This is a genomic window from Maribacter orientalis (genome assembly GCF_900109345.1).
In the GTDB taxonomy this organism is placed as follows: Bacteria; Bacteroidota; Bacteroidia; order Flavobacteriales; family Flavobacteriaceae; genus Maribacter; species Maribacter orientalis.
The window spans coordinates 459,635-483,242 of sequence record NZ_FNZN01000002.1 but is presented as its reverse complement, the minus strand read 5'-3'; the positions used below and the strand labels follow the sequence as shown (position 1 = coordinate 483,242).

The following is a 23,608-nucleotide window of genomic DNA, read 5'->3' as shown; positions in this document are numbered from 1 at the left end:
TTTAAGTAGTGGTTTTTCATAATTTAAAGTTTGGTTGGTTATTTAGGAAAAGCCCAGTTTTTACACTGGGCTTTTTTTGTGCAATACTTTGGAATAAATTTTGTTTAAGATATTGTAACAATAGTATTTGAAAATTATCAATTACTACTTTTACTTTAAATGGAAGGCTATGCGAAAATCGATTATACTAATCTTTCTTTTTTCTTTTTTCATTGCTCAAAGTCAAAATGAAAATTCGGCTTTCAGCGTTGGAGAGTGGTTAAAATTTAGAATGCATTATGGGTTTTTGAATGCTAGTTATGCGACATTACAGGTTAATTCAGCGACTATTAATGATAAGCCTGTTTATCATGTTGTTGGGCATGGTGAAACAACCGGAGTTGCTAGTTGGTTTTTTAATGTCGATGATACGTATGAAAGTTATTTTGATAAAAATGACGGCAAACCATATAGATTTGTTCGAAAAATCAACGAAGGAGGTTATACCAAAGATGTTGAAATAAACTTTGATTATAAGGAGTCGAAAGCTGAACTTAATGATAGAAAAAACAAGAAAAAGCTTAATTTTACATTACAGGACAATATACAAGATTTAATATCTGCTTTTTACTACTTAAGGAATAACTATAAAACGGAAGACCTTGAAGTGGGGAAGGCAATTACCCTGAAAATGCTTTATGACGATGATGGTGTATTTAACTTTAAACTTAAATATTTAGGTAAGGAAGTTGTCAATACAAAATACGGTAAGGTAGAATGTTTAAAATTTAGGCCTTTGGTTCAATCTGGTCGTGTATTCAAAGAACAAGAAAGTTTGTCATTATGGGTTTCAAATGACGAAAATAGAATACCTATAAGGATTAAGGCAGATTTAGCGGTAGGGGCGATAAAAGCTGATTTAGATGGGTATAACGGACTAAAGCATCAGTTTAAAATTATAATGGATTAGCCGATAAATGGAAGACAAAGAGAAGATTCAATCCCAAATATCTAAACTTGAAGAAAAATATAAAAATTCTGGGCAAGATCTTAGCTCTTATTTAGACGGCTTATTACATCAACGTTATTTAACATATTGGGACTACATTCATTTAGATACCCTTTTAAGCTTACAAGTACCCCGAACACATTTTCCAGATGAAGAGATCTTCATCATGTACCACCAAATTACCGAACTCTACTTTAAATTGATTCTCCATGAGCAAAAGCAGTTGGTAGATGAAAAAACTGGTAATCTTGACTTTTTTATTGAAAAAGTTAGAAGAATAAACAGTTACTACACCGTTCTGATTTCCTCCTTCAGTGTTATGATTAAAGGAATGGAGCGTGAGCAGTTTTTACAATATCGCATGGCTTTGCTTCCTGCAAGCGGCTTTCAATCAGCACAATTTAGAATGATTGAAATTTACGCTACACCTTTAGAAAATTTGGTTCATGTGTCTGAACGAGCTCAATACTCTTCAGAAAGTACAGTAGAAGAATTGTACGAGCATATATACTGGAAAAAAGGAGCTACCGATATTAGTACCGGAGAAAAGACCCTTACCTTAAAACAATTTGAATATAGATATACACCTAGATTGATTAGAATAGCAAAGCAAGTAAAAAATTCAACTATCTATCATAAATATTTAAGTTTGCCAAATGACTTACAACAAAATGAATCATTGGTTGAAGCGCTAAAAACTTTAGATGTTAATGCTAATATCAATTGGCAATTAATGCATATGGGTTCTGCTCATCGATATTTAAGAAGAGAGTCAGGTGATATTGAAGCAACTGGAGGCACAAACTGGAAAGAATATTTGCCACCTAGTTTTCAGAAAATTATATTCTTTCCAGAATTATATTCAGAAAAAGAATTAAATAATTGGGGTAAGCAGTGGGTTGATCATATGCTAAATCCAGATAAATCAAAGATGAAGTAATGCAGAAATATTGGGGCATAATATTGGCATTAACTGTTTTGGCATCATGTAAAGATGAAGTAGAGCAGAAAAATGACATTGTACAAGAAATTAGCGTGCCAAAAGTTGATATTGTTAATGAACAATTTGGCTTTAATCTAAATGAATTTAATGTTCAGTTAGATACGATAAAATATGGAGACAGTTTTGGAGAATTAATGATGCAAAACAAAGTTGCTTACCCAAAAATAGCAGCTATTTCAGCGAATTATAGAGACACGTTCGATGTTCGTAAAATTCGAGTGGGTAAACCATATGTCATTTTAAAATCTAAGGATACTATTGCGCAGGCTCAAATATTCATCTATGAAAACGACCCTATAAACTATACGGTCATAGATATGAGAGATAGCGTAAAAGTTTATACAGATAAAAGAAAGGTTAAATACGTACGCCGAGAAGTTTCTGGTATTATTGAAACTAGTTTGTCAGAAGCAATTTTAGATCAAGGTATAGATTATAACGTAACCCATAATCTAGCCAATGTATATGCTTGGACAATAGATTTTTCAAGATTACAAAAGAAAGATAAATTCAAGGTAATCTACAATGAAAAATACATTAACGATTCAATTTATGCAGGAGCAGAACCAATAGAAGCGGCGTTTTTTGAACATAACGGAAAACCGATTTATGCATTTGCGTATGAGAATGATTCACTAAAAAGTATTGTAGATTATTTTGATGAAGATGCAAATAATTTAAGAAGAACATTCTTAAGAATGCCTGTTGAATATGGTAGACTATCCTCTAGATATAATCTAAAAAGAAGAATAAAGCATTACGGTTTTAAAATAAGACCACATAAAGGAACAGATTATGCAGCACCTATAGGTACACCTATTATGGCTACCGCAGACGGTACGGTTGTAGAATCAACTCGCAGAGGGGGTAATGGAAAGTATGTTAAGATTAGGCATAATGGAACTTACGCAACACAATACTTGCACATGAAAGCCCAAAAAGTCAAAAAAGGTGAGTTTGTTCGCCAAGGTGATGTTATTGGTTGGATTGGAATGACTGGCAGTACTGCAGGTCCTCATGTTTGTTATCGTTTTTGGAAAAATGGAAAACAAGTAGATCCATTAAGAGAAGAACTACCACAGGCAGAACCTTTGCATGAAACTTTAAGAGAAGAATATTTCGCTTATATATCCCCTTTAAAAGAACAGTTAGATTGTATTATATACCCTAAGGTTTTATTAGAAGAGGAAGAAGATTTACTAACACTTAATCAAGAAGATGGCATTAAACAAAACTAATCCAACAAAAACTGAGGTTTGGAAAAAGCTAACTACTCATTATAAGGAAACAAAAGATGCGCATTTAAGAGATCTTTTTTCTTCGGATACAAATAGGGCGGAAAAGTTTACGTTGCAATGGAAAGATTTTCTTTTTGATTATTCTAAGAATAGAATCTCTACAGAAACTATGCAGTTGCTACTTCAATTGGCAGAAGAGGTGAATTTAAAAGGTGCTATTAAAGCGTATTATGATGGTGACATCATAAATGAAACAGAAGGTAGGGCTGTATTACATACGGCATTACGGGCTAAAAAAACTGACAAGATTTTAGTAGATGGAGTCAATGTTATGCCAGAGGTATATGAGGTTAAGCAACATATAAAAGAATTCACCGATAAAGTTATTCATGGTGAATTGAAAGGATACACGGGTAAAACATTTACCGATGTTGTAAATATAGGTATTGGTGGTTCGGATCTTGGACCGGCTATGGTGACCGAAGCTTTAAAATTTTATAAAAATCATCTATCAATTCATTTTGTAAGTAATGTAGATGGTGATCATGTTCATGAAGTTCTAAAAACCTTAGATCCAGAAACAACCTTATTTGTTGTAGTATCTAAAACGTTCACTACACAAGAAACTTTAAGTAATGCTACCACTATTAAAAAATGGTTTTTAAAGTACGCGACTCAAGATGATATTGCCAAACATTTTGCGGCGGTATCAACTAATAGTGAAAAAATTGCTGAATTTGGAATAGATGCAGCAAACGTTTTTCCTATGTGGGATTGGGTTGGAGGTAGATTTTCATTATGGAGTGCTGTGGGTCTAACGATTGCTTTGGCAGTGGGCTATGATAATTTTGATGCCCTGTTAAAAGGTGCGAATGAGGCTGATGTACATTTTAAGGAAACGGAGTTTTCTGATAACATTCCCGTTGTTATGGCACTGTTAAGTGTATGGTATAATAATTTTCATGGTGCAGAGACCGAAGCAATAATTCCTTATGCACAATACTTAAGTAGATTTTCTGCCTATTTACAACAGGGTATAATGGAAAGTAATGGTAAAAGTGTTGACCGCGCTGGTAATGTTGTTGGTTATGAAACGGGTACCATTATATGGGGTGAGCCAGGTACAAATTCACAACATGCATTTTTTCAACTAATACATCAAGGCACCAAATTAATACCTACTGACTTTATTGGGTACAAGCACTCATTGTATGGCAATAAGGACCATCATAATAAATTGATGGCAAATTATTTTGCACAGACAGAAGCTTTAATGAACGGTAAAACTAAGGTAGAAGTGATTTCCGAACTTGAAGCTAAAAACGTGGCGAAAAAAGAAATTGATAAACTTGCACCGTTTAAGGTTTTTGCGGGTAATAAGCCAACAAATACAATACTAATTGATAAATTAACACCAAGAAGTTTAGGTTCATTGATTGCCTTTTATGAGCATAAAATCTTTGTGCAAGGTGTAATTTGGAATATTTTTAGTTATGATCAATGGGGGGTAGAGTTAGGTAAGCAATTAGCGGGCACTATTCTTAATGATATTGAAAATACAGAAATTTCAAAGCACGATAGCTCTACATTGAGACTTCTTCAATATTTTAAGAAATAATTTAGAGTTTTGATAAGATCTTTAGAAGGGGGGTAACTATTTCATTTACAGTTCAATTGTGTTATTTTTTCAAGTATTTTTGCAATGCTGATTTAACGTTGTCTTAACGTTAGAGGACAAAAATTAGAAGACTTTTGCAGCAAGTTAAAAACTAACAAATACTTGAAAAAATGAAAAAAATGTACTTTGCGATTGCGGTATTTTTAATGACCGTATCTGCTTTTTCACAAGGAACTATTACTGGTACTGTGCTAGATGGTGATTCTAACTCACCTTTACCTGGTGCAACCGTAATGGTAAAAGGTACCACGAATGGTACTTCATCTGATTTTGATGGGAATTTCACAATTAACGTAAGTTCAGCAACTGGAACTTTAGTAATATCTTACATTGGATTTGATTCTAAACAAATTTCTTTTACTGCTTCAGGTAATATCGGTTCAATTGTTTTAGAGCCTAATGCTGAAGAGTTAGAGGGTGTTGTTGTAGTTGGTAGGGGTATTATTGATCTTGCTAGTGATAGACAAACGCCAATCGCCGTTTCTTCTATACCTGTTGAAATTATACAAGAGAAGATTGGTACACAAGATATTACTATGACAATGGTAAACACTCCATCGGTTTATGTTTCAGGACAAGCAGGTGGTTATGGTGATTCTGACATTAGAGTTCGTGGTTTTGAGCAAGACAACACAGCATTTCTTTTAAACGGTCAGCCGATTAACGGTATGGAAGACGGTAAAATGTACTGGTCTAACTGGTCTGGTTTAAATGATATTTCCAGTGGAGTTCAAATACAACGTGGTTTAGGTTCTTCTAAATTAGCAATTTCTTCTGTTGGTGGTACGGTTAACTTTGTAACCAAAGCAACAGAGATGAATGCAGGTGGTTTTGCTTACGCAACAGTTGCTAACAATAATTACATTAAAACAACTGCAGGTTATAACACTGGTGTTTCTGATAAAGGTTGGGGATTAAGTGTAATGCTTTCGCACTGGCAAGGAGATGGTTATAACGAAGGTAACTTTGGTGAAGGTCAAACGTACTTTATTTCTGCTGGTTATAAACCAAACGAAAAGCATGGATTTAACTTTTTAATTACTGGCGCTCCACAATTTCACGATCAAAACTTTACAAAATCTATTTCTAGCTACTTAGAAAATGGTTTACGTTACAACAACAACTGGGGTACTTACAAGGGACAGTATTTGACTGAAAGAAGAAACTTCTATCACAAGCCAGTAGCTAACTTAAACTGGGATTGGACTATCAGTGAAAAGTCTAACCTTTCTACAGTATTATATGCCTCATGGGGTAACGGTGGTGGTACGGGTAACCTAGGTAACCGCATAAGAACTGAAGATGGTCGTATAGATTACGATGCAATTTATGCTCAAAATGCTGTAGTAACTGATGGTGCTGGTGTTAATTTTGGTTCTGAACCAGCTTACATTACAAGATCATCAATGAACTTGCATAGTTGGTATGGTTTAATTACCAACTATGAAACTAAAATTACCGACGAACTTTCTTGGAACGTAGGTTTCGATTTAAGAACTTATTATGGTAAGCACTTTAGAGTTGCTTCTAATCTACATGGTTTAAATTCGTTTACCGATAATATTCGTTTAAGAGACCAAAACAATGATCACCAAACTTACGGTAGTTTTGGTACATACAAGTTTGCTACGGCAACAGAAACATTTAAACCTTCTGGTTGGGAAGCTGCATTTGCTTCTTATCCATTAGATCAAAAAATTGGCTATAATAACGAAGAGCGTATTTCATATGGTGGTTTATTTACTCAGTTAGAATATGCAAATGATAATTTGTCTGCCTTTTTCCAAGGTTCGGTTTCTAATCAATACCATCAAAGATTTGATTATTACCAGTATGCGGATCAATCATTAATTGACGGTACTTCTAGCCAATCAACTGGTGTAGCCTTACCTGCAGGTATAACTCCTGGTACAGATTCTGAAAAAGTAGATAATTTTGGTTACAATGCTAAAGCAGGGTTTAGCTACAAAGCTTCTGAAGCTCACGCTTTTTATGTAAACACTGGATACTACAACCGTCAACCGTACCATGATAATATTTACTTGAATTTTACAAACCAAGTAAACCCATTAACTGAAAATGAAAAGATATTTGGTTTAGAGGCAGGTTACGGTTTTAAAAGTTCAATTTTCTCAGCAAACTTAAACTTATATAGAACCTCTTGGAAAGATAGAGTGGTATCTAGCTCGAATATAGTTGATGATGTGGTTCAATTTACTACTAACTTTGGTACAGAGCAATTACACTCTGGTGTTGAATTAGATTTTAAATTAAGACCGGCAACTGATCTTTCTTTTAACGGGTTTCTATCTGTAGGAGATTGGCAATATAAAGGTGAAGCCGTACAACAAATAACAGATGAAAATAGAAATGTTATTAGCTTTGAAAATGAAGATTTTGATGGCGGTAAAGTTGGTGGTGCTGCACAATTATCAGGTGGGTTAGGTGTTGTTTACAAAATAAGCCAAAAATTTTCAGTTGATTCTGACTGGAGATATTATGACAACTTATATTCTGATGTAGGCGCAGTAAAAGAAAACCTTAAACTACCTTCTTTTAATTTATTAGATGCAGGTGTTACTTTTAAAGTTCCTTTAGGAGTTGATAAATTGAAGCAATTGAAAATTAGAGGTAATATTAATAACGTTTTTGATACCGAGTATTTATCAAGTTTAACTACTGCTAATTTTGCAGAAGCTGGTGATGAAACTTATGATGGTATTGCCGTTTCTAACCAAGGTTACTTTGGTTGGGGTAGAACTTGGAACGTTACCTTGCGTTACGAATTCTAATAATAGAAGTAGAATAAATATAACCCCGACTTCAAGGTCGGGGTTTTTTATGCTCAAAATTCAGTACTTTTAAATCTTAATAAATGAAATTATGGAAGAAACAGGATTAGCGTATACTTGGGTACATTCTTTACACTCTTATTTGGCCTATATCGCATTAGCGGTATTGATTTTAGCTGTTGCAAATGCGATAACTGGTTTAATAGGAAAAAGAATTTTTAATATGGGTAAAGATTTAAGGCTAAGTCTCTTCGCCTTGATTTTGTGCCATATACAATTGTTGGTTGGTCTGTTGCTTTATTTTGTTTCGCCAAGTGGTTTAAGTGCTATTCAAGAATTCGGAATGGGAGGTTTAACCTCTGCAGCTCGCTTACTTGCAGTAGAGCATCCATTTATTAATATTTTGGCCATCGTTTCAATAACTATTGGTTGGTCTAGACACAAAAAGTTTGTTGAAGGAGATAAAAAATTTAAAAGTATCGCTACTTTCTACGGAATTGGCTTGGTGCTTATATTAAGCAGAATACCTTGGGGACAATGGTTTAATTAATCAATAAAATTTATCAATGAATAAAATTACATCTACATTATTGGTGCTATTATTTAGTGCCTCATTATTAGCTCAAAAACAAGAATTGTTTAATGGTGAAAGCTTAGAAGGCTGGTCTGTTTATGGCACTGAAAAGTGGTATGTTGAAGATGGGCTTTTAATTTGTGAAAGCGGTCCTGACGCAGAATATGGATATTTGGGTACAGACAAGCATTATAAAAACTTCATTCTTGATCTAGATTTTAAACAAGAAGCAGACGGTAATAGCGGAGTTTTTATTAGGTCAACAGTAGAAGGTACGACTGTTAGTGGCTGGCAGGTAGAAGTTGCTCCACCTGGTGCATTCACAGGAGGCATTTATGAATCTTATGGTAGACAATGGTTGATTAAACCAACGCTAGATAAAGACAAGGCATTAAAGTTTGGTGAATGGAATCATATGAAAATTAAAGTGGACGGCAAAGAAGTAACCTCTTGGGTGAATGGCGTAGAAATGGTTTCCATAAAAGATAGAATTATTGGTAAAGGAAAAGGGTCTATTTTATTGCAAATTCATTCTGGTGGTGGTATTAAAGTAAAGTGGAAAAATATCGAAATTGAGGAATTAGATTAATTTACTTTTTTAATTAAATGAAGAAAAACGGGAAAATGGTCGCTATATCCACCAATATAGCTACCTCCCGCATAGGTGCGTAATGGGTAGCCTTTATATTTTCCTTTTGGATCCATTAAATAACTGGGTGTAAATATACCTACTTTCCAATAACTATACGTTTGTTTTTGCTTATCTAAAAGGCTATAGGTCATATATAATTGGTCAAAAAGATTCCATTTATCTCTATATGCCAAAGAACCTTTTCCCTTTCTAAATAGTTTTTCCATAGGGCCATAGAGACTAAGTGAATCTAGATTTTTATAGTTCTTCTGTACGTTTAAGATTTTTTTAAAACTAGGATCTATAGGGTCATCATTAAAATCGCCCATACTAATTATTTTAGCATTGATATCTTGTCTTCTTACTGAGTCAATAATGCGTTTGTTAAGTTTAGCGGCCTCTAACCTATAAGGCCTGCTTCTGGCCTCACCACCACTTCTAGAAGGCCAGTGATTTACTAGAAAATATATCTTTTCGTTATCTAATAATCCTTCAACGATAAGTTGATCTCTAGTGTAGTTGCGTTTTCCAGCTAAATCGAAAAGCAAAAGCCGATGACTATTAAAATTTACGGGAATAAATGCATCCTTTTTATATAGCAGTGCTACATCAATACCGCGTTCATCCGGCGAATCGAAATGTATAATACCATAATTGGTCTGTAATAGATTACTATGGTGTACCAAATCTTGTAAGACACTTAAGTTTTCAACTTCACAAACACCAATAATATCAGGAGCAGTTTTGTTTTCTGAAGAACCAATTTCAGAAATCACTTTAGACATCTGAGTAATTTTTTCTATATAGCGTTCTTCCGTCCAGTGATCTTTTCCTGTTGGTGTTCGGTCATCGTCAAAAATTAATGTGTCATTTTTCGTGTCAAAAAGATTTTCCAAATTGTAAAAAGCAACGGTTCTGATTTGATAACTGGCTGCCTCTTGTGCAATTAAACCCATTTGAGAAAAAAGTAAAAAATAGAATAGATATAGCTTCATCGAGGGCATTGTGTCTTAATTATTAGCTAGTATACGGAATTTTCACGTTAATTATTTCTTAAAAATGTATCTTAATGGCTTAGTAACAATACGTTGAGTTTTTAAATGATAAAACATTTACTGTTTTTATTAGTAGTGTTTAAAATTTGCACCCTACAATCTCAGGCCACTTCTACTATTACAGGAGTTGTTGAAGAGACGACCAATGGGGAGAAAATTACGAATGCAGTAGTAATGGTTGAGGGAAGCGTCTTATCAATTGGCACCAATGATATGGGAGAGTTTAGTATAGCTACTTCGAAGAAAGGGCAATTTATTTTAAATATTACTGCACCAGATTATGTTATTAAGCGAATACCTATTTTTCTTGATGGTGTTGATTTAGACTTAGGAACAATACATTTAGAGCGTGATATAACCTTTGAGAAAACTATAAATCTGGTAAACATTACTGATGATGAGTTGCTTGATGATGAGGTTAACTCTAATGCATTGGCATTGCTTCAATCTACTAAAGATATTTTTCTTAATAGAGCTGCTTTTGATTTCGGACAAGCATTTTTTAGGGTAAGAGGATATGATTCTCAATTTGGAGAGGTGCATCTAAACGGTATACCCATGAACAAAATGTTCGACGGCAGACCTCAATGGAATAATTGGGGAGGGCTGAATGATGTAATCAGAAATCAACAATATGCTAATGGGTTAAGTGCTTCAGATTTCACTTTTGGTGGTATTCTAGGAAATACTAATATAGATTTACGGCCATCAGGGTTACGACCTGGCACTAGACTATCATCATCTGTATCGAACAGAACATATAGTGGTAGGCTTATGGCAACATACAATTCTGGACTTAAAAAGGGCAAATATGCCTATATACTTTCGGCTTCTAGAAGATGGGCTAAGGAAGGTTATATTGCTGGAACTTTATATGATTCATATTCTTTATATGGCTCTGTTGAATATTTACTAAATAAGCAAAATACACTATCTGCGACTGCTATTGTAGCTTCGAACAGAAGAGGTCGTTCTTCTGCAATTACCGAAGAAGTGTTTCAAATTCAAGGAAATAGATACAATCCATACTGGGGTTTTCAGAACGGTAAGATTAGAAATTCTAGAGAGCGAAATATACGGGAGCCACTATTTTTATTGAATTATAATCATGAATCTAACGGATTAGTAATAAATGCAGGTTTAGCTTACCAAACCGGTATTTATAAAAGAAGTAGGTTGGGTTATTTTAATGCTCCAAATCCTGACCCTACCTACTATAGATATTTACCGAGTTTTTATCTGAATAGTCCAATTGGGGCAAATTTTGAAAGTGCGGTTTTGGCTGAGGAAGGTTTTATTCAAAATCCGCAAATGAATTGGGGCAATATATTTAAGGCTAATACTAGTTTAGGCCAAGAAGGTGAAGCCGCATATGTGTTGTATGATGATACGACAAAAGATAATCAGTTTACAGCTAGGGTAAGTACTAACATAGATATGAATAGTCATTTAAGGTTAGATTTTGGACTAACCTATAAACATTTAACGTCTAAAAATTATGCTCTAATCGATGATTTGATTGGTGCTAAATATCACAGAGATATCGACACATTTTCTGAAACACTCAACGATGTTGTTGGGAATGTTAATAAACAGAATGGCGATATTTTTAATTACAAGTATGATTTTGAAGGGAATATGACTGACATGTATGCCCAACTAAATTTAAACTACGATAAAGTAAATGCATTTATATCTGGTAAATACAGCAAAGTAGATTATCAAAGAATTGGATTGTTTCAAAATGAACGCTTTCCGGATGCTTCGCTTGGAGAAAGTGAACCAATACAATTTTCAAATTGGTCAGGTAAGTCTGGGTTAACTTATAATATTACAGGAAGACATTGGGCTACAGCTAATGCCGCTTATGTAAATAAGGCGCCGTTGCTTCAAAATGTCTTTATAAATCCAAGAGAGAATAATACGGTTGTGCCTAATTTGCAAAGTGAAAAAATTACTAGTATAGATTTAAATTATTTTCTTAGAATGCCAAAACTTACCGGTAGACTAACAGGTTTCTATACGCGATTTCAAGATGGTACAGATGTTAATTTCTTTTTCGTTGATTCTGGTATAGGTTCAGATTTTGTGCAAGAGGTATTAACCGATTTAGATAAGTTGCATTTAGGTACAGAACTAGGTTTAGAGTATCAATTATCGAGCGCGGTAAAATTATCTTTAGTAACATCGGTTTCGAAGTATCTATATGCTAGTGACCCTTTCGTAACAATTAACTTTGATACTGCTGGGGCGACCGAAGAATTAATTGACGTTTCTGGCTCAAAGTTTTTGGGCCAGTCTGCTATTAAAGGATATAAATTGGCGCAAGGCCCACAGAAGGCAATTGCTGTAGGAATTGAATATAGAGACCCAAAATATTGGTGGGTAAGCATGACTGCAAATTATTTGGCCAATAATTATGCAAATATTTCTACAATAACCAGAACTAAAAGTTTTTTAGTAGATCCAGAAACGGGACAAAGATTCCCAGATGCTACTGATGAAAATGTTCAAAAACTTTTAAAACAAAATAGGTTAGATAATTTCTATCTATTACCTAGTAGGAGGTAAGTCTTGGCTAAAGAAGGGAAAATATTTTAGTGTCTTTGCAAGTGTCAACAATGTCTTTGACACCACCTTTAGAACTGGGGGGTATGAACAAAGTAGAAATGGCAATTATGGTCAACTGAAGCAAGATAATTTTAGCGGTAACCCATCTTTTGGTCCAAAATATTGGTATGGTTTCGGTAGAACCTACTTTTTAAATATGGCCTTTAGTTTCTAAATATGATGTGATTAAGATGATTTTTAAAAACAATTATTTATTTAAAATCTATGTTTTAAGCATTATGCTAGTGTTTAACGCATGTGTAAAAAATAGGGACTTTTATGAACCTAAATTAGTTTGTTCTGATGAAGATTTCAGTATTGTAAGTATATCAGAACTAAAAAAATTATACGCTGGCGAGACTTTTCAAATTCAAGAAGATTGGGTTGTTAAAGGGTATATTGTTTCTTCTGACAAGTCAGGTAATTTTTTCAATACACTTCATTTTCAAAACGCGTCGAGTAATCCTACAGAGGGTTTACAGATAGAATTGGAATTAAGGGATTCACATTTATTTTTTGATTTAGGCCAGACAGTTTTTATAAAGTTAAAAGGACTGTATTTAGGTCAATCTAACGGTTTATTCAAAATAGGAGGCGTATTTACCTCTTTCGGCAATCGTAGTGTAGGTAGGTTGCCCAACAGTGTTGTTTTTAATCATATTTTATTGTCCTGTGATCCAGTTGAAAACATTTCTCCTACGTCTGTTTCTATTTTAGAATTAAACGAAAGTATGGTGAATACGTTGGTGCGTGTAGCTAATGTTGAGTTTAAAGAAGATGAATTAGGTAAATCTTTTGCAGTTGAAAAAGAAGAGACACAAAGAACTTTAGTTGATTGTGATGATAATGAGTTAATGCTTTTAAATAGTGGCTATTCTGATTTTCAAGCGCAAATTATCCCTGATAAAATGGGAACTGCTACTGGTGTTTTAACGATGGATAAAAATGAGTTTCAATTAATTATTAGAACGGTAGATGATGTAGATTTTAATAAAGTACGCTGTGTAGAGTTAATCGATGAGTTTACATCGAACTTTATTTTTATTTCTGAAATCGCTGATCCTGACAATAATGCCGGAGCTAGATTTTTAGAATTATATAATTCTTCAAATGAACCTTTATCATTAAATGGCTGGACCTTGGTGCGATATACGAATTCAAGCACAGAAGTGAGTTCATCTATAGACTTATCTGAGTATAGTATAAACGCCAACGGACTTATAGTAATTTCGCCAAATGCTTTAGAATTTGAAACGGTCTATGGGTTTTTGCCAACAATTACTGTGGGTACAAATTCACCAGCAGATTCTAATGGCGATGATAATATTGCCTTAGTAGACCCTTTCGGTACTGTAATAGATATGTTTGGTGTTATTGGGGAAGATGGTAGTAATACAAACCATGAATTTGAAGATGGGAAAGCAGAAAGAATAATAGAGGTGATATCAGGAAACTCGGTTTTCACAGAAAGTGAATGGATTATATATAATGACACGGGTAATAATGGTACTATAAATATACCACAAAATGCTCCTTTTAACTTTACGCCCGGAGTAAGATAGAACTACTCCAATTCTTGTGAATCAATTATCTTTCTAACAGCATTTTCCGTTAAGGGTTTAACGATATAATCTTTTACCAAACTGTAATTTTTCGACTTTTCCATAAGCTCTGGGCTAATGAAAGAACTGGTAATATAAATTTGAACATGTTCAATTTTTTCTCCAGGCAGGTCTTGAAACTCCTCTAGAAATGACCATCCATCTCTTCTGGGCATATTTAAATCAAGAAAAATTATTGTTGGTAATGGTATATTTTCAACTACTAGGCCAATTAAACCATCAAGTGCTTCTTGACCCCCGGTGTAATATAAGATGTTGTCAGAAAAGTCAAATTGTTTTAAAACTCTTTTACTGCTTATAGAAAAAAACTCGTCATCATCAATGATACAACAGCTATGAAATTTGCTCATTTGTGATTAATTCTTAATTAAATCTTTCTGTGTTAATAGGGCAAATAATAAATCGTGAAGATAGGGAAATAGTAAGGTGTGGTAGTAATTAATAGTATTATTTACAATACCTTTTATTAACATATAAATTAATGTAATTCTAACATCTTTAAGGTTTTAGACCTGTATTTAATAAAACTAAAATGCCAAGATGGCAGTATAAGCTATACTGTTGTCGAGCTTAAAATTTTGCCTAAGTCATCTGGTGTAATTGGTTTTAAAATATACATGTCAACTTCATTATAGTGCTTAACACGTTCTAAATCTCTAGGGTCTACCGAGGAGCTAATGATATAAATGGTGGTCTTTTTAGAGATGTCATATTGACAATTTTTATATTCCTCTAAAAACTCCCATCCATTCATGATAGGCATGTTTAAATCTAAAAATATCACTTCAGGCAGAAAGCCTCCCTCATTAATGATTTCTTTAAGCCCGTCTACTGCCTCTTGTCCGTTATTATAAACGATTATATTTTCTGCAAAATCAACTTCTTTAATGATTCTTTTGGTTCCGTATATGAAAATGGGGTCGTCATCTATAATACAGCATACTTGTACTTTCTTCATATTAAATTTTATTAAGTTCTATGAAAATGGTGGTGCCTTGGTCTACGACGCTTTCTATTTTAATGCTCCCACCCATAGCTTCTATTTGATTTTTTGTAATGAATAAACCGATACCTTTCGCGTCTTTATGTTTATGGAAGGTTTTGTACATGCCAAATATTTTATCGCCATGTCGTTTCAAATCGATTCCTTGTCCATTATCTTTAAAGCTGATAAGCACAGTTTCTTTTTTAAGCTGTGATTTTATTTCAATTAAAGGGGTACGGTCTGGAGAACTATATTTTAATGCATTGGTTAGAATATTTAAAAATATACTTTCTAAATATGCAGGAACGGCATTTACAAAATGAGAATTTTTAATATCTATTTTTATAATGGCCTCTTGCTTCTCTAATAAGCCACCTATGCTCTTTTTAATTTGCTCAATTGTATTTAATACGCTAATACTTTGAAGATTCTTCAAAGCCCCTGTTTTAACTTGAACAACATCATTTAAATGCGCAATGGTTTCAGATAGGCTTTCGGCAGCATCTGTAATCATTCGATTAATATTTTTCAGCTCTTTTTCATCTTCTTCTTGTGACAAAAATTTTGCAAGCATTGTCATATTCGTTGAATGTGAACGTAGATTATGAGAAACGATATGTGCAAAGTTCAATAGACTATCATTTTGGCTTTTTGTAACTTCTACTAAAGTTTCAAGTCTCTTTTCACCTTCAATTCTATCGGTAATGTCTAGAAATTGGGCTATGGCATGGCTAGGGTTTCCATCTAAATCCTTAACCGGAGTTACGCCAATAATTGCATAAACTATATGTCCATTTTTATGAAAATATCTTTTTTGTAATTGATAGGTATCTTTTACACCGTTAAACACTGTTTTTGTACTGCTTTCTAAATCATCAGGATGCGTGATATCTGTGGTCCTCATTCCTAATAACTCTTTTTCTGAATACCCTAAGCTAGTCAGTAAACTTTTATTCACTTTTAACCATTTGAGCTCAGGACTTATCAATGCCATACCGATTGCTGCATTGTCGAAAGTCTCTGTAAATGATTCAGTACTTCGTTCCAATTTCAATTCTGTACTGCGTAACATAGTAATATCCCAATTGGCCCCAGTCATTTTAATAGGTTTGCCTTTTAAATCTCTTATAGTTTTAGAAAGACCTTTTATATATTTTACTTCGCCGTTCTGTAATTTGATTCTAAACTCTTCGTCAAAATCTTTTACTCCTATTATGGCATCATTTGTGGCTTTTAAGGCTTTTTCTTTGTCATCAGGGTGTATGGTAGATTCCCAAGCCTCGAATACTCCAGCAAATTGATTTTCATCAACTCCAAAGATGTTATACATCGCATTATCCCAAATTAATTCATTCGCTATAAGGTCATACTCCCAAATACCAATTTGGGAGGTTTGTGTAGCAAGCTTTAAACGTTCAGAAATTTCCTCATGCGCTAATTCGATTTTTTTTCTTTCATCAATATCTTGAAAAGTTCCTATAATTCGAATTGGTTTATCATTGACCGCTTCAACTTCACCTTTGGCCCTTACCCAAATTTCGTTTCCTTTGGCTGTAATAATAATTAATTCGGTGTCCCAAGGCTTACCTTCTTCAATTGCAGCACTGACCAATTCGGTTATTTTTTCTCTGTGAATTCCTTCTTTATAGAAATTAATACCCTGTGCTAAATCAGGTATAAAATCTTCTGGCACCTCGTGTATGTCCTTGGTGGTTTTGGTCCAATAAAGCGAATTTTTTTGTAGGTCAACCTCCCAGCCTCCTATTTTTGCTACAGTTTCTGCCGTTTGCAGTAGTTCGAGCTCTCTTTTATCAGCGGTAATGTCTTCTAAATAAATAACTAATCCTTCTAAAATATTAATATCGTTTCTAATTGGAGAAATCTTCCATTTCAACCACTGTACTTTTCCGCTTGGTAAAATGAATTTTTGCCCAGCATTGATGTTTTCCTTGTCAGTTAATCCTACTTTGATTGCGTTATTGAATAAAATTGGCATTTCTGAAATGACATCAAAAAGATGCTTACCAATTATGTCTGTTTTGTTTGGTGTAAAATCGCTTTGCCATTGGTTTGAGTAGTTAATAAAGTTTAACTTAGTGTCCACTATAGCAATTGCATTTGGAGACTCCTTTAAGAGAAAATCAGTGGCTAATGTTTTCAATATGGTTCTGTTTATAAATTAAAGGTACATATTTCTTATAAAGTAGGAAAAATACTTAGTAAGTAAGAAAATACGTTAACTTAAATTCTTGTTGGTATTTTAATAGTTTCATGAGGTTTAATAATAATTACAACTATGAACGAATTCTTTTTTAAAGCAATTAGAGAGGGTAATTTAAACGAGGTTAAACCTATGTTAGAAAAGAACCCGGTACTTATTAATAGTAAAGATGTTCGAGGATCTACACCATTAATTCTCGCTACGTATTATGATGAAATGGAGATAGCGGCCTTATTGTTAGATCAAGGAGCTAAAATAGATGCAGTAGATGCTTCGGGAAATACGGCCCTAATGGGTGTATGTTTCAAAGGATTTACCGATATAGCTAAACTTCTGATTGAGAAAAAGGCACAATTAAATGAGAGAAATGCGATGGGTGCAACATGCCTTATCTATGCTGCTCAGTTTAATCGTTTTGAGATTGCTAAATTATTGATTGCCAATGGGGCTGATAAATCTATTAAAGATAATAGAGGTAATACAGCCTTAGATCACGCCAAAACCCAAGGTTTAAATGCTTTTATTGATTTGCTTGAATAAGAACTTTTATGAAAAATAAGAATAATGCCTTAAAAATAGCTCTTGTTCAATCTGTTTTACATTGGGAAAATCCAATTGCCAATAGAGCAATGTTCAACGGCAAAATTGAACAAATTGAAGAAGATGTTGATGTTATTGTTTTGCCAGAAATGTTTACGACTGGTTTTACCATGTCGCCACAAAACATAGCAAGTGAAGAAGGTTCTATAACTTTAAATTGGATGAAAGATATAGCTGCTAGAAAAAACAGTGCAATTATTGGCAGTATAGTTTATAATGAAAAACAGACTTATTTTAATCGTCTTTTTTTTGTAAAACCTAATGGCGAAACCTTTACATACGATAAGAGACATACGTTTACGTTGGCAGGGGAACATAAAAAATATCAATCTGGTAAACAAAGATTGGTGGTGGGCTATAAAGGCTTTAATTTTTGTCCATTGATTTGTTACGATCTCCGGTTTCCTGTTTGGAGTAGAAATACCGAGAATATTGATATTTTACTTTATTCAGCAAATTGGCCAGCGCCAAGAATTAATGCTTGGGATGCTCTATTGAAAGCGCGTGCTATTGAAAATATGGTATTTTGTATTGGGGTCAATAGAATTGGAGAGGATAATGAAGGGCATGAATACCCTGGTCATACCAGTATGTACTCTCCGCTCGGAAATGAATTGGCACTCTCCAAAAAAGAAGAAATATTAATCGTTGAGGTAACTAAAAATGAGATTGAAAAACTGCGAAATAAACTTACATTTTTAGAAGACCGAGATCAATTTAATCTATTAGATTAAAGGTTTCTATTTTTTCCCAATTGGCTCGCAACTCTATTAAGTTAGGGTAGTAACTTATTTTTTCTGGTTGTATTTTCTTTAAAAAATTACCGGTATCCCATTTTCTATTTTTATTGGAATCAAATATGACTCTAGCCAAATATTTGCCAGGGTTTAAATTATTGAACGTATAGGTTTGCGGTTGGTTGGCGTAAATTTCTCTTTGTAAGTCACCTTTTTCATTGGTAAGTTGAACGATGATTGGGTATTTGATGTTATTGCCATTTAGTTCTAAACTAAGATTGCCATAATCTGCAATGCTTTTTGTTCTTAGATTATATACTACGGTATCATTCGTATTATCAAAAAAATCTGTAATTGCCCCAGGTAAAAGTTCAATTTTATAGCTCTGATTAGGTAGAATTTTAAAATCAAAATTTAACTGATTTTCGAGAGTGTCCAACTTTAAATTATTGGCTACAAGTAGCGTGTCTTTGTCAGTAAGTTTAATTTTAGTAGAATCAAAACTTACCAATGGCGTATTGACTAAAACTTTAATAGGCTTTTCAAATTCAATATTGCCCTGTTGGTTTAATGATAATCGTAACGAATCAAATTGAACTTTGCGGCTTTTTACATTAAAGGTATCAGAAATCTTTAAATTTTCATTGGTAATGGAAAAAAGGATAGAATCCATTGCATATGGAGTAAACCAGAAATTTAAGGTATCCTTTTCCCTTTCTTTAGTGATTATCGATCTTACGCTATCGGGTAATTTAGTAAGGGTTTCAATGTCTATTGTGGAGCCATCGCCATAATATCCAAAACTAATTTTATTACTGGCTTCCATACTAGGAACAGCAACTCCATAATCAGGAATTTCCTTAAAGAGATTTAAAAGGTAAATAGAATCAGTAGGTAAATTTATGGTGTCTTCTACAAAGCCAATTTTATCTGTCTTCTGGTCAAATATATTATTTCCGGCAATATCTTTAATGGCAAATAATGCATATTTACCTTCTTTTAAATTTCTAAGCTTAAATATTACGGCACTGTCAAGTGTATTGGTTATATAGTTCGGTGGTTTTTGATAAAGGGTAGAATCGGTATAGCTCGAGTCTATTTTATAAAGCATAACGCTTACAAACTCATCAACCTTTTTATTAAAGGCATCTGTTATGACTCCTGTTAATTCCAAAGAATCTATATAATCACCAGTTGAAAACACGTAGGTAAAGAATGGAAGAGGATTTTCTTCATTGTTGTCTACAATACCCTGGCCAAAATTTAATGTGTAAGTAGTATTGGCAGCTAAAGTATCCTTTATGGTAATTTCAACGTATTTATTGGCATTGCCCTGCGGGGAGAGAACAGGTGTGTATTTTAAAGGTGGAGATACAATAAGTTGCTTTTGAATATCTTTTAATTTCACCAATTCATTAAAATATAGCCTAATTTTTTGGTCTTTAAAATTAATGGACATATTGGGTGGTTCTGCCCGTATCAATTCTGGTGGTGCAATATCTTTTGGGCCGCCAGTAGGAGTGCCTCTTTGAGCGCATTGGTATGAGACCAATACAATGATAAAAACAAATATAAATCCAAGAATTTTTCTGCTCATAAGTGCGATTATCAATCACAAAGAAACAACATATTTTATAGAAAACTAAGCCTTTGGTACAACGGCCATACTCGAAATATAAATAGTAATACCTTCTATGTCTTTGAAGGTGTTGGCACAAATCTCCATTGTAGCACCTGTAGTAATTACATCATCGAGTAATAATATGTTTTTGTTTTTAAGTATTTGTTTATTTTTTATCTCATACAGAGAACGGTTATCATGCCATCTGCTTAGTCTGTTCTTTTTGGTCTGCGTTTTCGTATTAGCTGTTTTTATAAGTATATCATCGGTGTAATTGGCGTTAATGTGTAATGCAATTTGTTTAGCAAAAAGTGCCACTTGGTTATAGCCGCGTTGCCTTAATTTTTTTCTATGTAAAGGAACAGGAATTACAAAATCAATTTTTGTTAAATGACCTTGTTCCTTCAAAATCTGTCCATACCAATCACCTAAAAATTGTCCAATACTTTCTTGATTCTTATATTTTAAGAAGTGAATCAGGTTTTTTACGATTCCAATTTCGGTAAAGAATAAGAATGAATTTGCCTTTTTTATGTTAATTCGACCGTAAAAAATACGGTCAACGGCATTTTCTTCGTTAAAGTTATACTCGGTGAGAGGTAATTGATGTCGGCAAGATGTGCATAGAAAGACCTCTCCTCTATATAATCGTGCATTACATCCAAAACATGATATGGGCAACAGTATGTTGGTAACATCCTTTAGTATATTTGAAATTCTGTTTTGTATCAAATCTTACAGATTAAATTAACCTACAGCCCACCAATTAAATGGACAGTCAAGATAACAAATTCAATTATAAAATAATACTCGCTGCATTTGTGGCGGTTATTATAGCACTATTGATTGCATTCTACTACAGTTACGCTCAATCAAACGCTCAAATAAGTTTTTTAGAAGATGAGAAAGCGATTTTGATAAAGGACCTTACCATTATGAAAGCTGATGTAGATCGTTTGGCTGCTAAAAGCGAAATGAATGAAATTGAACTTCAAGATTCTAAATATAGGGTTCAAGAGCTTTTAGATTCAGTAGGAAGATTAAATTTTACCGTTCAGAAACTGAGAGAATATAAAACTGAACTTCGCAGATTAGAATCTAAGAACGATAGTTTACTATTAAAAAATAACTTTTTACGATATAATAACATGCTTCTTACCGATAAATACGATGAGTCGCGAAAGCAAATAGAGCAATTGAGGGCTAACTCAAATTCTTTGGCTGAGGCAGAGGCCTTACAAAGAAGAAAAATTCTTGAATTAAACCAAAGGTTAAAAACGAAGAGCTACCTAAAGATGGCCAATGCAGAAGGCAGTGGTTTTAGACTTATTCGAAACACAAAACCTACTAAGACCAACAAAGCTTCTATCATTGAAAAATTAAGAGGATGTGTCACTATTTTGGCCGATGAAAGCGAGGCAAATAATGAGAAAATTATTTATCTACAGTTTTTAGATCCTAACAAACAAATTATAGAGGATAATGCGAATACAATTACCGTAAACGGAAATGTATATAGCAAAAGAGTAGAGTTTATTTTTACAGGTATAGATACCTATGTATGTGAGTCTATTACCATACCAGAAGGCTCATTAATGGAAGGTAACTACACCTTAAATGTCTTTGAAGACGAACGATTGATTACTTCTTCAGAATTTCAATTGAAATAATTATTCTTTTTTTGGGCTAATATTCTATTTTTGCCGCATGGCAAAGCAAGAAGATGATTTTAAGCGTGTAATATCTCACGCAAAGGAATATGGTTACGTATTTCAATCAAGTGAAATTTACGATGGTTTAAGTGCTGTGTATGACTATGGTCAGAATGGTGTTGAGCTAAAAAAGAATATTCGCGAATATTGGTGGAAAGCCATGGTACAGCTTAATGACAATATTGTTGGGTTAGATGCAGCGATTTTTATGCATCCAACTACATGGCAAGCCTCTGGTCATATTGATGCCTTTAATGATCCATTAATAGATAATAAGGATTCTAAAAAAAGATATAGAGCAGATGTTTTGGTAGAAGATTACGTAGCCAAAATAGATGCTAAAATTGAAAAAGAGGTTAGCAAAGCTCAAAAACGTTTTGGTGATGCTTTTGATAAGAAGACATTTTTGGAAACGAATCAACGTGTAGTTGAATATCAAGAACAAGGGAAAATCATTTTAACAAGATTAGGTAAATCTTTGCAGAACGAAGATTTGGCAGATGTAAAAGCACTAATTGAAGAATTGGATATTGCATGTCCAATGTCTGGTTCTAAAAACTGGACAGATGTTAAGCAATTCAACCTTATGTTTGGCACAAAATTAGGTGCCAATGCAGAAAGTGCTATGGACTTATTTCTTAGGCCAGAAACTGCTCAAGGTATTTTTGTTAACTTTCTAAACGTTCAAAAATCTGGTCGTATGAAGATTCCTTTCGGAATTGCACAGACCGGTAAGGCTTTTAGAAATGAAATTGTTGCTAGACAATTTATTTTTAGGATGCGTGAATTTGAACAAATGGAAATGCAATTCTTTATTCAGCCTGGCACGCAAAAAGAATGGTATGAAATCTGGAAAGAGAAGCGAATGAAATGGCATTTATCTTTAGGTTTAGGACAAGATAATTACCGTTTTCATGATCATGAAAAATTAGCACATTATGCTGATGCGGCTGCTGATATAGAATTTCGTTTTCCCTTTGGTTTTAAAGAATTGGAAGGGATACATTCACGTACCGATTTTGACTTAAGTAGTCACGAGAAATTTTCAGGAAAAAAATTACAATACTTCGATCATGAAGTAAATAAAAATTATGTTCCATACGTACTTGAAACTTCAATAGGTTTAGATAGAATGTTTTTGGCGGTATTCTCAAATTCTCTTAAGGAAGAAGAATTGGAAAATAATACCACCAGAACTGTTCTTAAGTTGCCAGCGGTTTTAGCTCCTATTAAAGCAGCTATTTTACCATTACTTAAGAAAGATGGTTTGCCAGAGGTAGCGCAAAGCATCGTAGATGAGCTTAAATGGGATTTTAACGTCACTTACGACGAAAAAGATGCTGTGGGTAGACGTTATAGGAGGCAGGACGCCAATGGCACACCATTTTGTATTACAGTAGATCATCAAACTTTAGAGGATCAAACAGTAACCATTAGACATAGAGACTCGATGGAGCAGGAGCGTGTAGCAATTTCTGATTTAAACGGTATCATACATGCTGCTGTTGACATGAAGACTTGGTTGAAAAAAATGGAATAAG

The 23,608-nt window shown here is 33.7% G+C and carries 19 protein-coding genes; 13 read left to right on the top strand and 6 right to left on the bottom strand.

Translation table 11 applies throughout. The features are described from left to right. The first annotated feature begins 169 nt into the window (after positions 1–169). The 7 genes from BMY56_RS05745 (at position 170) to BMY56_RS05715 (ending at position 8,862) form a co-directional block, all read left to right on the top strand. A complete protein-coding gene (locus BMY56_RS05745) occupies positions 170–949 on the top strand; it encodes a DUF3108 domain-containing protein (protein ID WP_091621111.1) in 780 nt (259 codons plus the stop codon). A 7-nt stretch (positions 950–956) separates the two neighbouring features. Beyond that, entirely contained in the window at positions 957–1,928 is a 972-nt protein-coding gene (locus BMY56_RS05740; RefSeq protein WP_091621109.1) for a tryptophan 2,3-dioxygenase family protein, read from the top strand. Further along, positions 1,928–3,229 (top strand): peptidoglycan DD-metalloendopeptidase family protein, encoded by a 1,302-nt coding sequence (locus BMY56_RS05735; protein WP_091621106.1) that lies wholly within the window; start codon positions 1,928–1,930, stop codon positions 3,227–3,229. Before BMY56_RS05740 ends, BMY56_RS05735 begins: the two co-directional genes overlap by 1 nt. Next, a complete protein-coding gene (gene pgi / locus BMY56_RS05730) occupies positions 3,210–4,847 on the top strand; it encodes a glucose-6-phosphate isomerase (protein WP_091621104.1) in 1,638 nt (545 codons plus the stop codon). Before BMY56_RS05735 ends, pgi begins: the two co-directional genes overlap by 20 nt. Positions 4,848–5,017: 170 nt before the next feature. Next, complete coding sequence (locus BMY56_RS05725) at positions 5,018–7,699, top strand: TonB-dependent receptor (protein WP_091621101.1); 2,682 nt, start codon at positions 5,018–5,020, stop codon at positions 7,697–7,699. A gap of 91 nt (positions 7,700–7,790) precedes the next feature. After that, entirely contained in the window at positions 7,791–8,249 is a 459-nt protein-coding gene (locus BMY56_RS05720) for a hypothetical protein (protein ID WP_091621098.1), read from the top strand. A gap of 16 nt (positions 8,250–8,265) precedes the next feature. Beyond that, positions 8,266–8,862, top strand: a complete 597-nt coding sequence (locus tag BMY56_RS05715) for a 3-keto-disaccharide hydrolase (protein ID WP_091621095.1) — start codon at positions 8,266–8,268, stop codon at positions 8,860–8,862. On the opposite strand, the gene BMY56_RS05710 is transcribed toward BMY56_RS05715, so the two are convergent. Next, on the bottom strand, positions 8,859–9,899 hold the full coding sequence (locus BMY56_RS05710) for an endonuclease/exonuclease/phosphatase family protein (protein ID WP_091621092.1): 1,041 nt from the start codon (positions 9,897–9,899) through the stop codon (positions 8,859–8,861). The two genes, BMY56_RS05715 and BMY56_RS05710, sit on opposite strands and share 4 nt — an antisense overlap. A gap of 105 nt (positions 9,900–10,004) precedes the next feature. Between BMY56_RS05710 and BMY56_RS05705 the strand changes: the two genes are divergently transcribed. Together BMY56_RS05705 and BMY56_RS05700 are read left to right on the top strand one after the other, a co-directional pair. Beyond that, the gene (locus BMY56_RS05705; RefSeq protein ID WP_245737147.1) at positions 10,005–12,530 is read left to right on the top strand and encodes a TonB-dependent receptor; all 2,526 of its coding nucleotides are present in this window, start codon (positions 10,005–10,007) and stop codon (positions 12,528–12,530) included. Positions 12,531–12,808: 278 nt separating this feature from the next. After that, on the top strand, positions 12,809–14,131 hold the full coding sequence (locus BMY56_RS05700; RefSeq protein WP_245737146.1) for a DUF5689 domain-containing protein: 1,323 nt from the start codon (positions 12,809–12,811) through the stop codon (positions 14,129–14,131). A 2-nt stretch (positions 14,132–14,133) separates the two neighbouring features. Here the strand turns inward: BMY56_RS05700 and BMY56_RS05695 are convergent, their stop codons facing one another. From BMY56_RS05695 to BMY56_RS05685, 3 genes are all read right to left on the bottom strand, one after another. Then, entirely contained in the window at positions 14,134–14,541 is a 408-nt protein-coding gene (locus tag BMY56_RS05695) for a response regulator (RefSeq protein WP_091621087.1), read from the bottom strand. A gap of 203 nt (positions 14,542–14,744) precedes the next feature. Further along, entirely contained in the window at positions 14,745–15,149 is a 405-nt protein-coding gene (locus BMY56_RS05690; RefSeq protein WP_091621084.1) for a response regulator, read from the bottom strand. Position 15,150: 1 nt separating this feature from the next. After that, positions 15,151–17,337: a PAS domain-containing sensor histidine kinase gene (locus tag BMY56_RS05685; protein WP_091621082.1), complete on the bottom strand. Its 2,187-nt coding sequence runs from the start codon at positions 17,335–17,337 to the stop codon at positions 15,151–15,153. A gap of 135 nt (positions 17,338–17,472) precedes the next feature. Between BMY56_RS05685 and BMY56_RS05680 the strand changes: the two genes are divergently transcribed. Together BMY56_RS05680 and BMY56_RS05675 are read left to right on the top strand one after the other, a co-directional pair. Further along, the gene (locus tag BMY56_RS05680) at positions 17,473–17,937 is read left to right on the top strand and encodes an ankyrin repeat domain-containing protein (protein ID WP_091621079.1); all 465 of its coding nucleotides are present in this window, start codon (positions 17,473–17,475) and stop codon (positions 17,935–17,937) included. Positions 17,938–17,945: 8 nt separating this feature from the next. Then, the gene (locus BMY56_RS05675) at positions 17,946–18,731 is read left to right on the top strand and encodes an amidohydrolase (protein WP_091621076.1); all 786 of its coding nucleotides are present in this window, start codon (positions 17,946–17,948) and stop codon (positions 18,729–18,731) included. Here the strand turns inward: BMY56_RS05675 and BMY56_RS05670 are convergent. After that, positions 18,715–20,331 (bottom strand): Ig-like domain-containing domain, encoded by a 1,617-nt coding sequence (locus BMY56_RS05670; protein ID WP_091621074.1) that lies wholly within the window; start codon positions 20,329–20,331, stop codon positions 18,715–18,717. The two genes, BMY56_RS05675 and BMY56_RS05670, sit on opposite strands and share 17 nt — an antisense overlap. Before the next feature lie 45 nt (positions 20,332–20,376). Further along, complete coding sequence (locus BMY56_RS05665; RefSeq protein WP_245737145.1) at positions 20,377–21,087, bottom strand: ComF family protein; 711 nt, start codon at positions 21,085–21,087, stop codon at positions 20,377–20,379. Between the two features lie 38 nt (positions 21,088–21,125). Here BMY56_RS05665 and BMY56_RS05660 point away from each other — a divergent pair, with 38 nt between their 5' ends. Then, positions 21,126–22,025, top strand: coding sequence for a hypothetical protein (locus BMY56_RS05660; protein ID WP_091621071.1), 900 nt, complete (start codon positions 21,126–21,128; stop codon positions 22,023–22,025). Positions 22,026–22,062: 37 nt separating this feature from the next. After that, positions 22,063–23,607, top strand: a complete 1,545-nt coding sequence (locus BMY56_RS05655) for a glycine--tRNA ligase (protein ID WP_091621068.1) — start codon at positions 22,063–22,065, stop codon at positions 23,605–23,607. Position 23,608 lies beyond the last annotated feature (1 nt).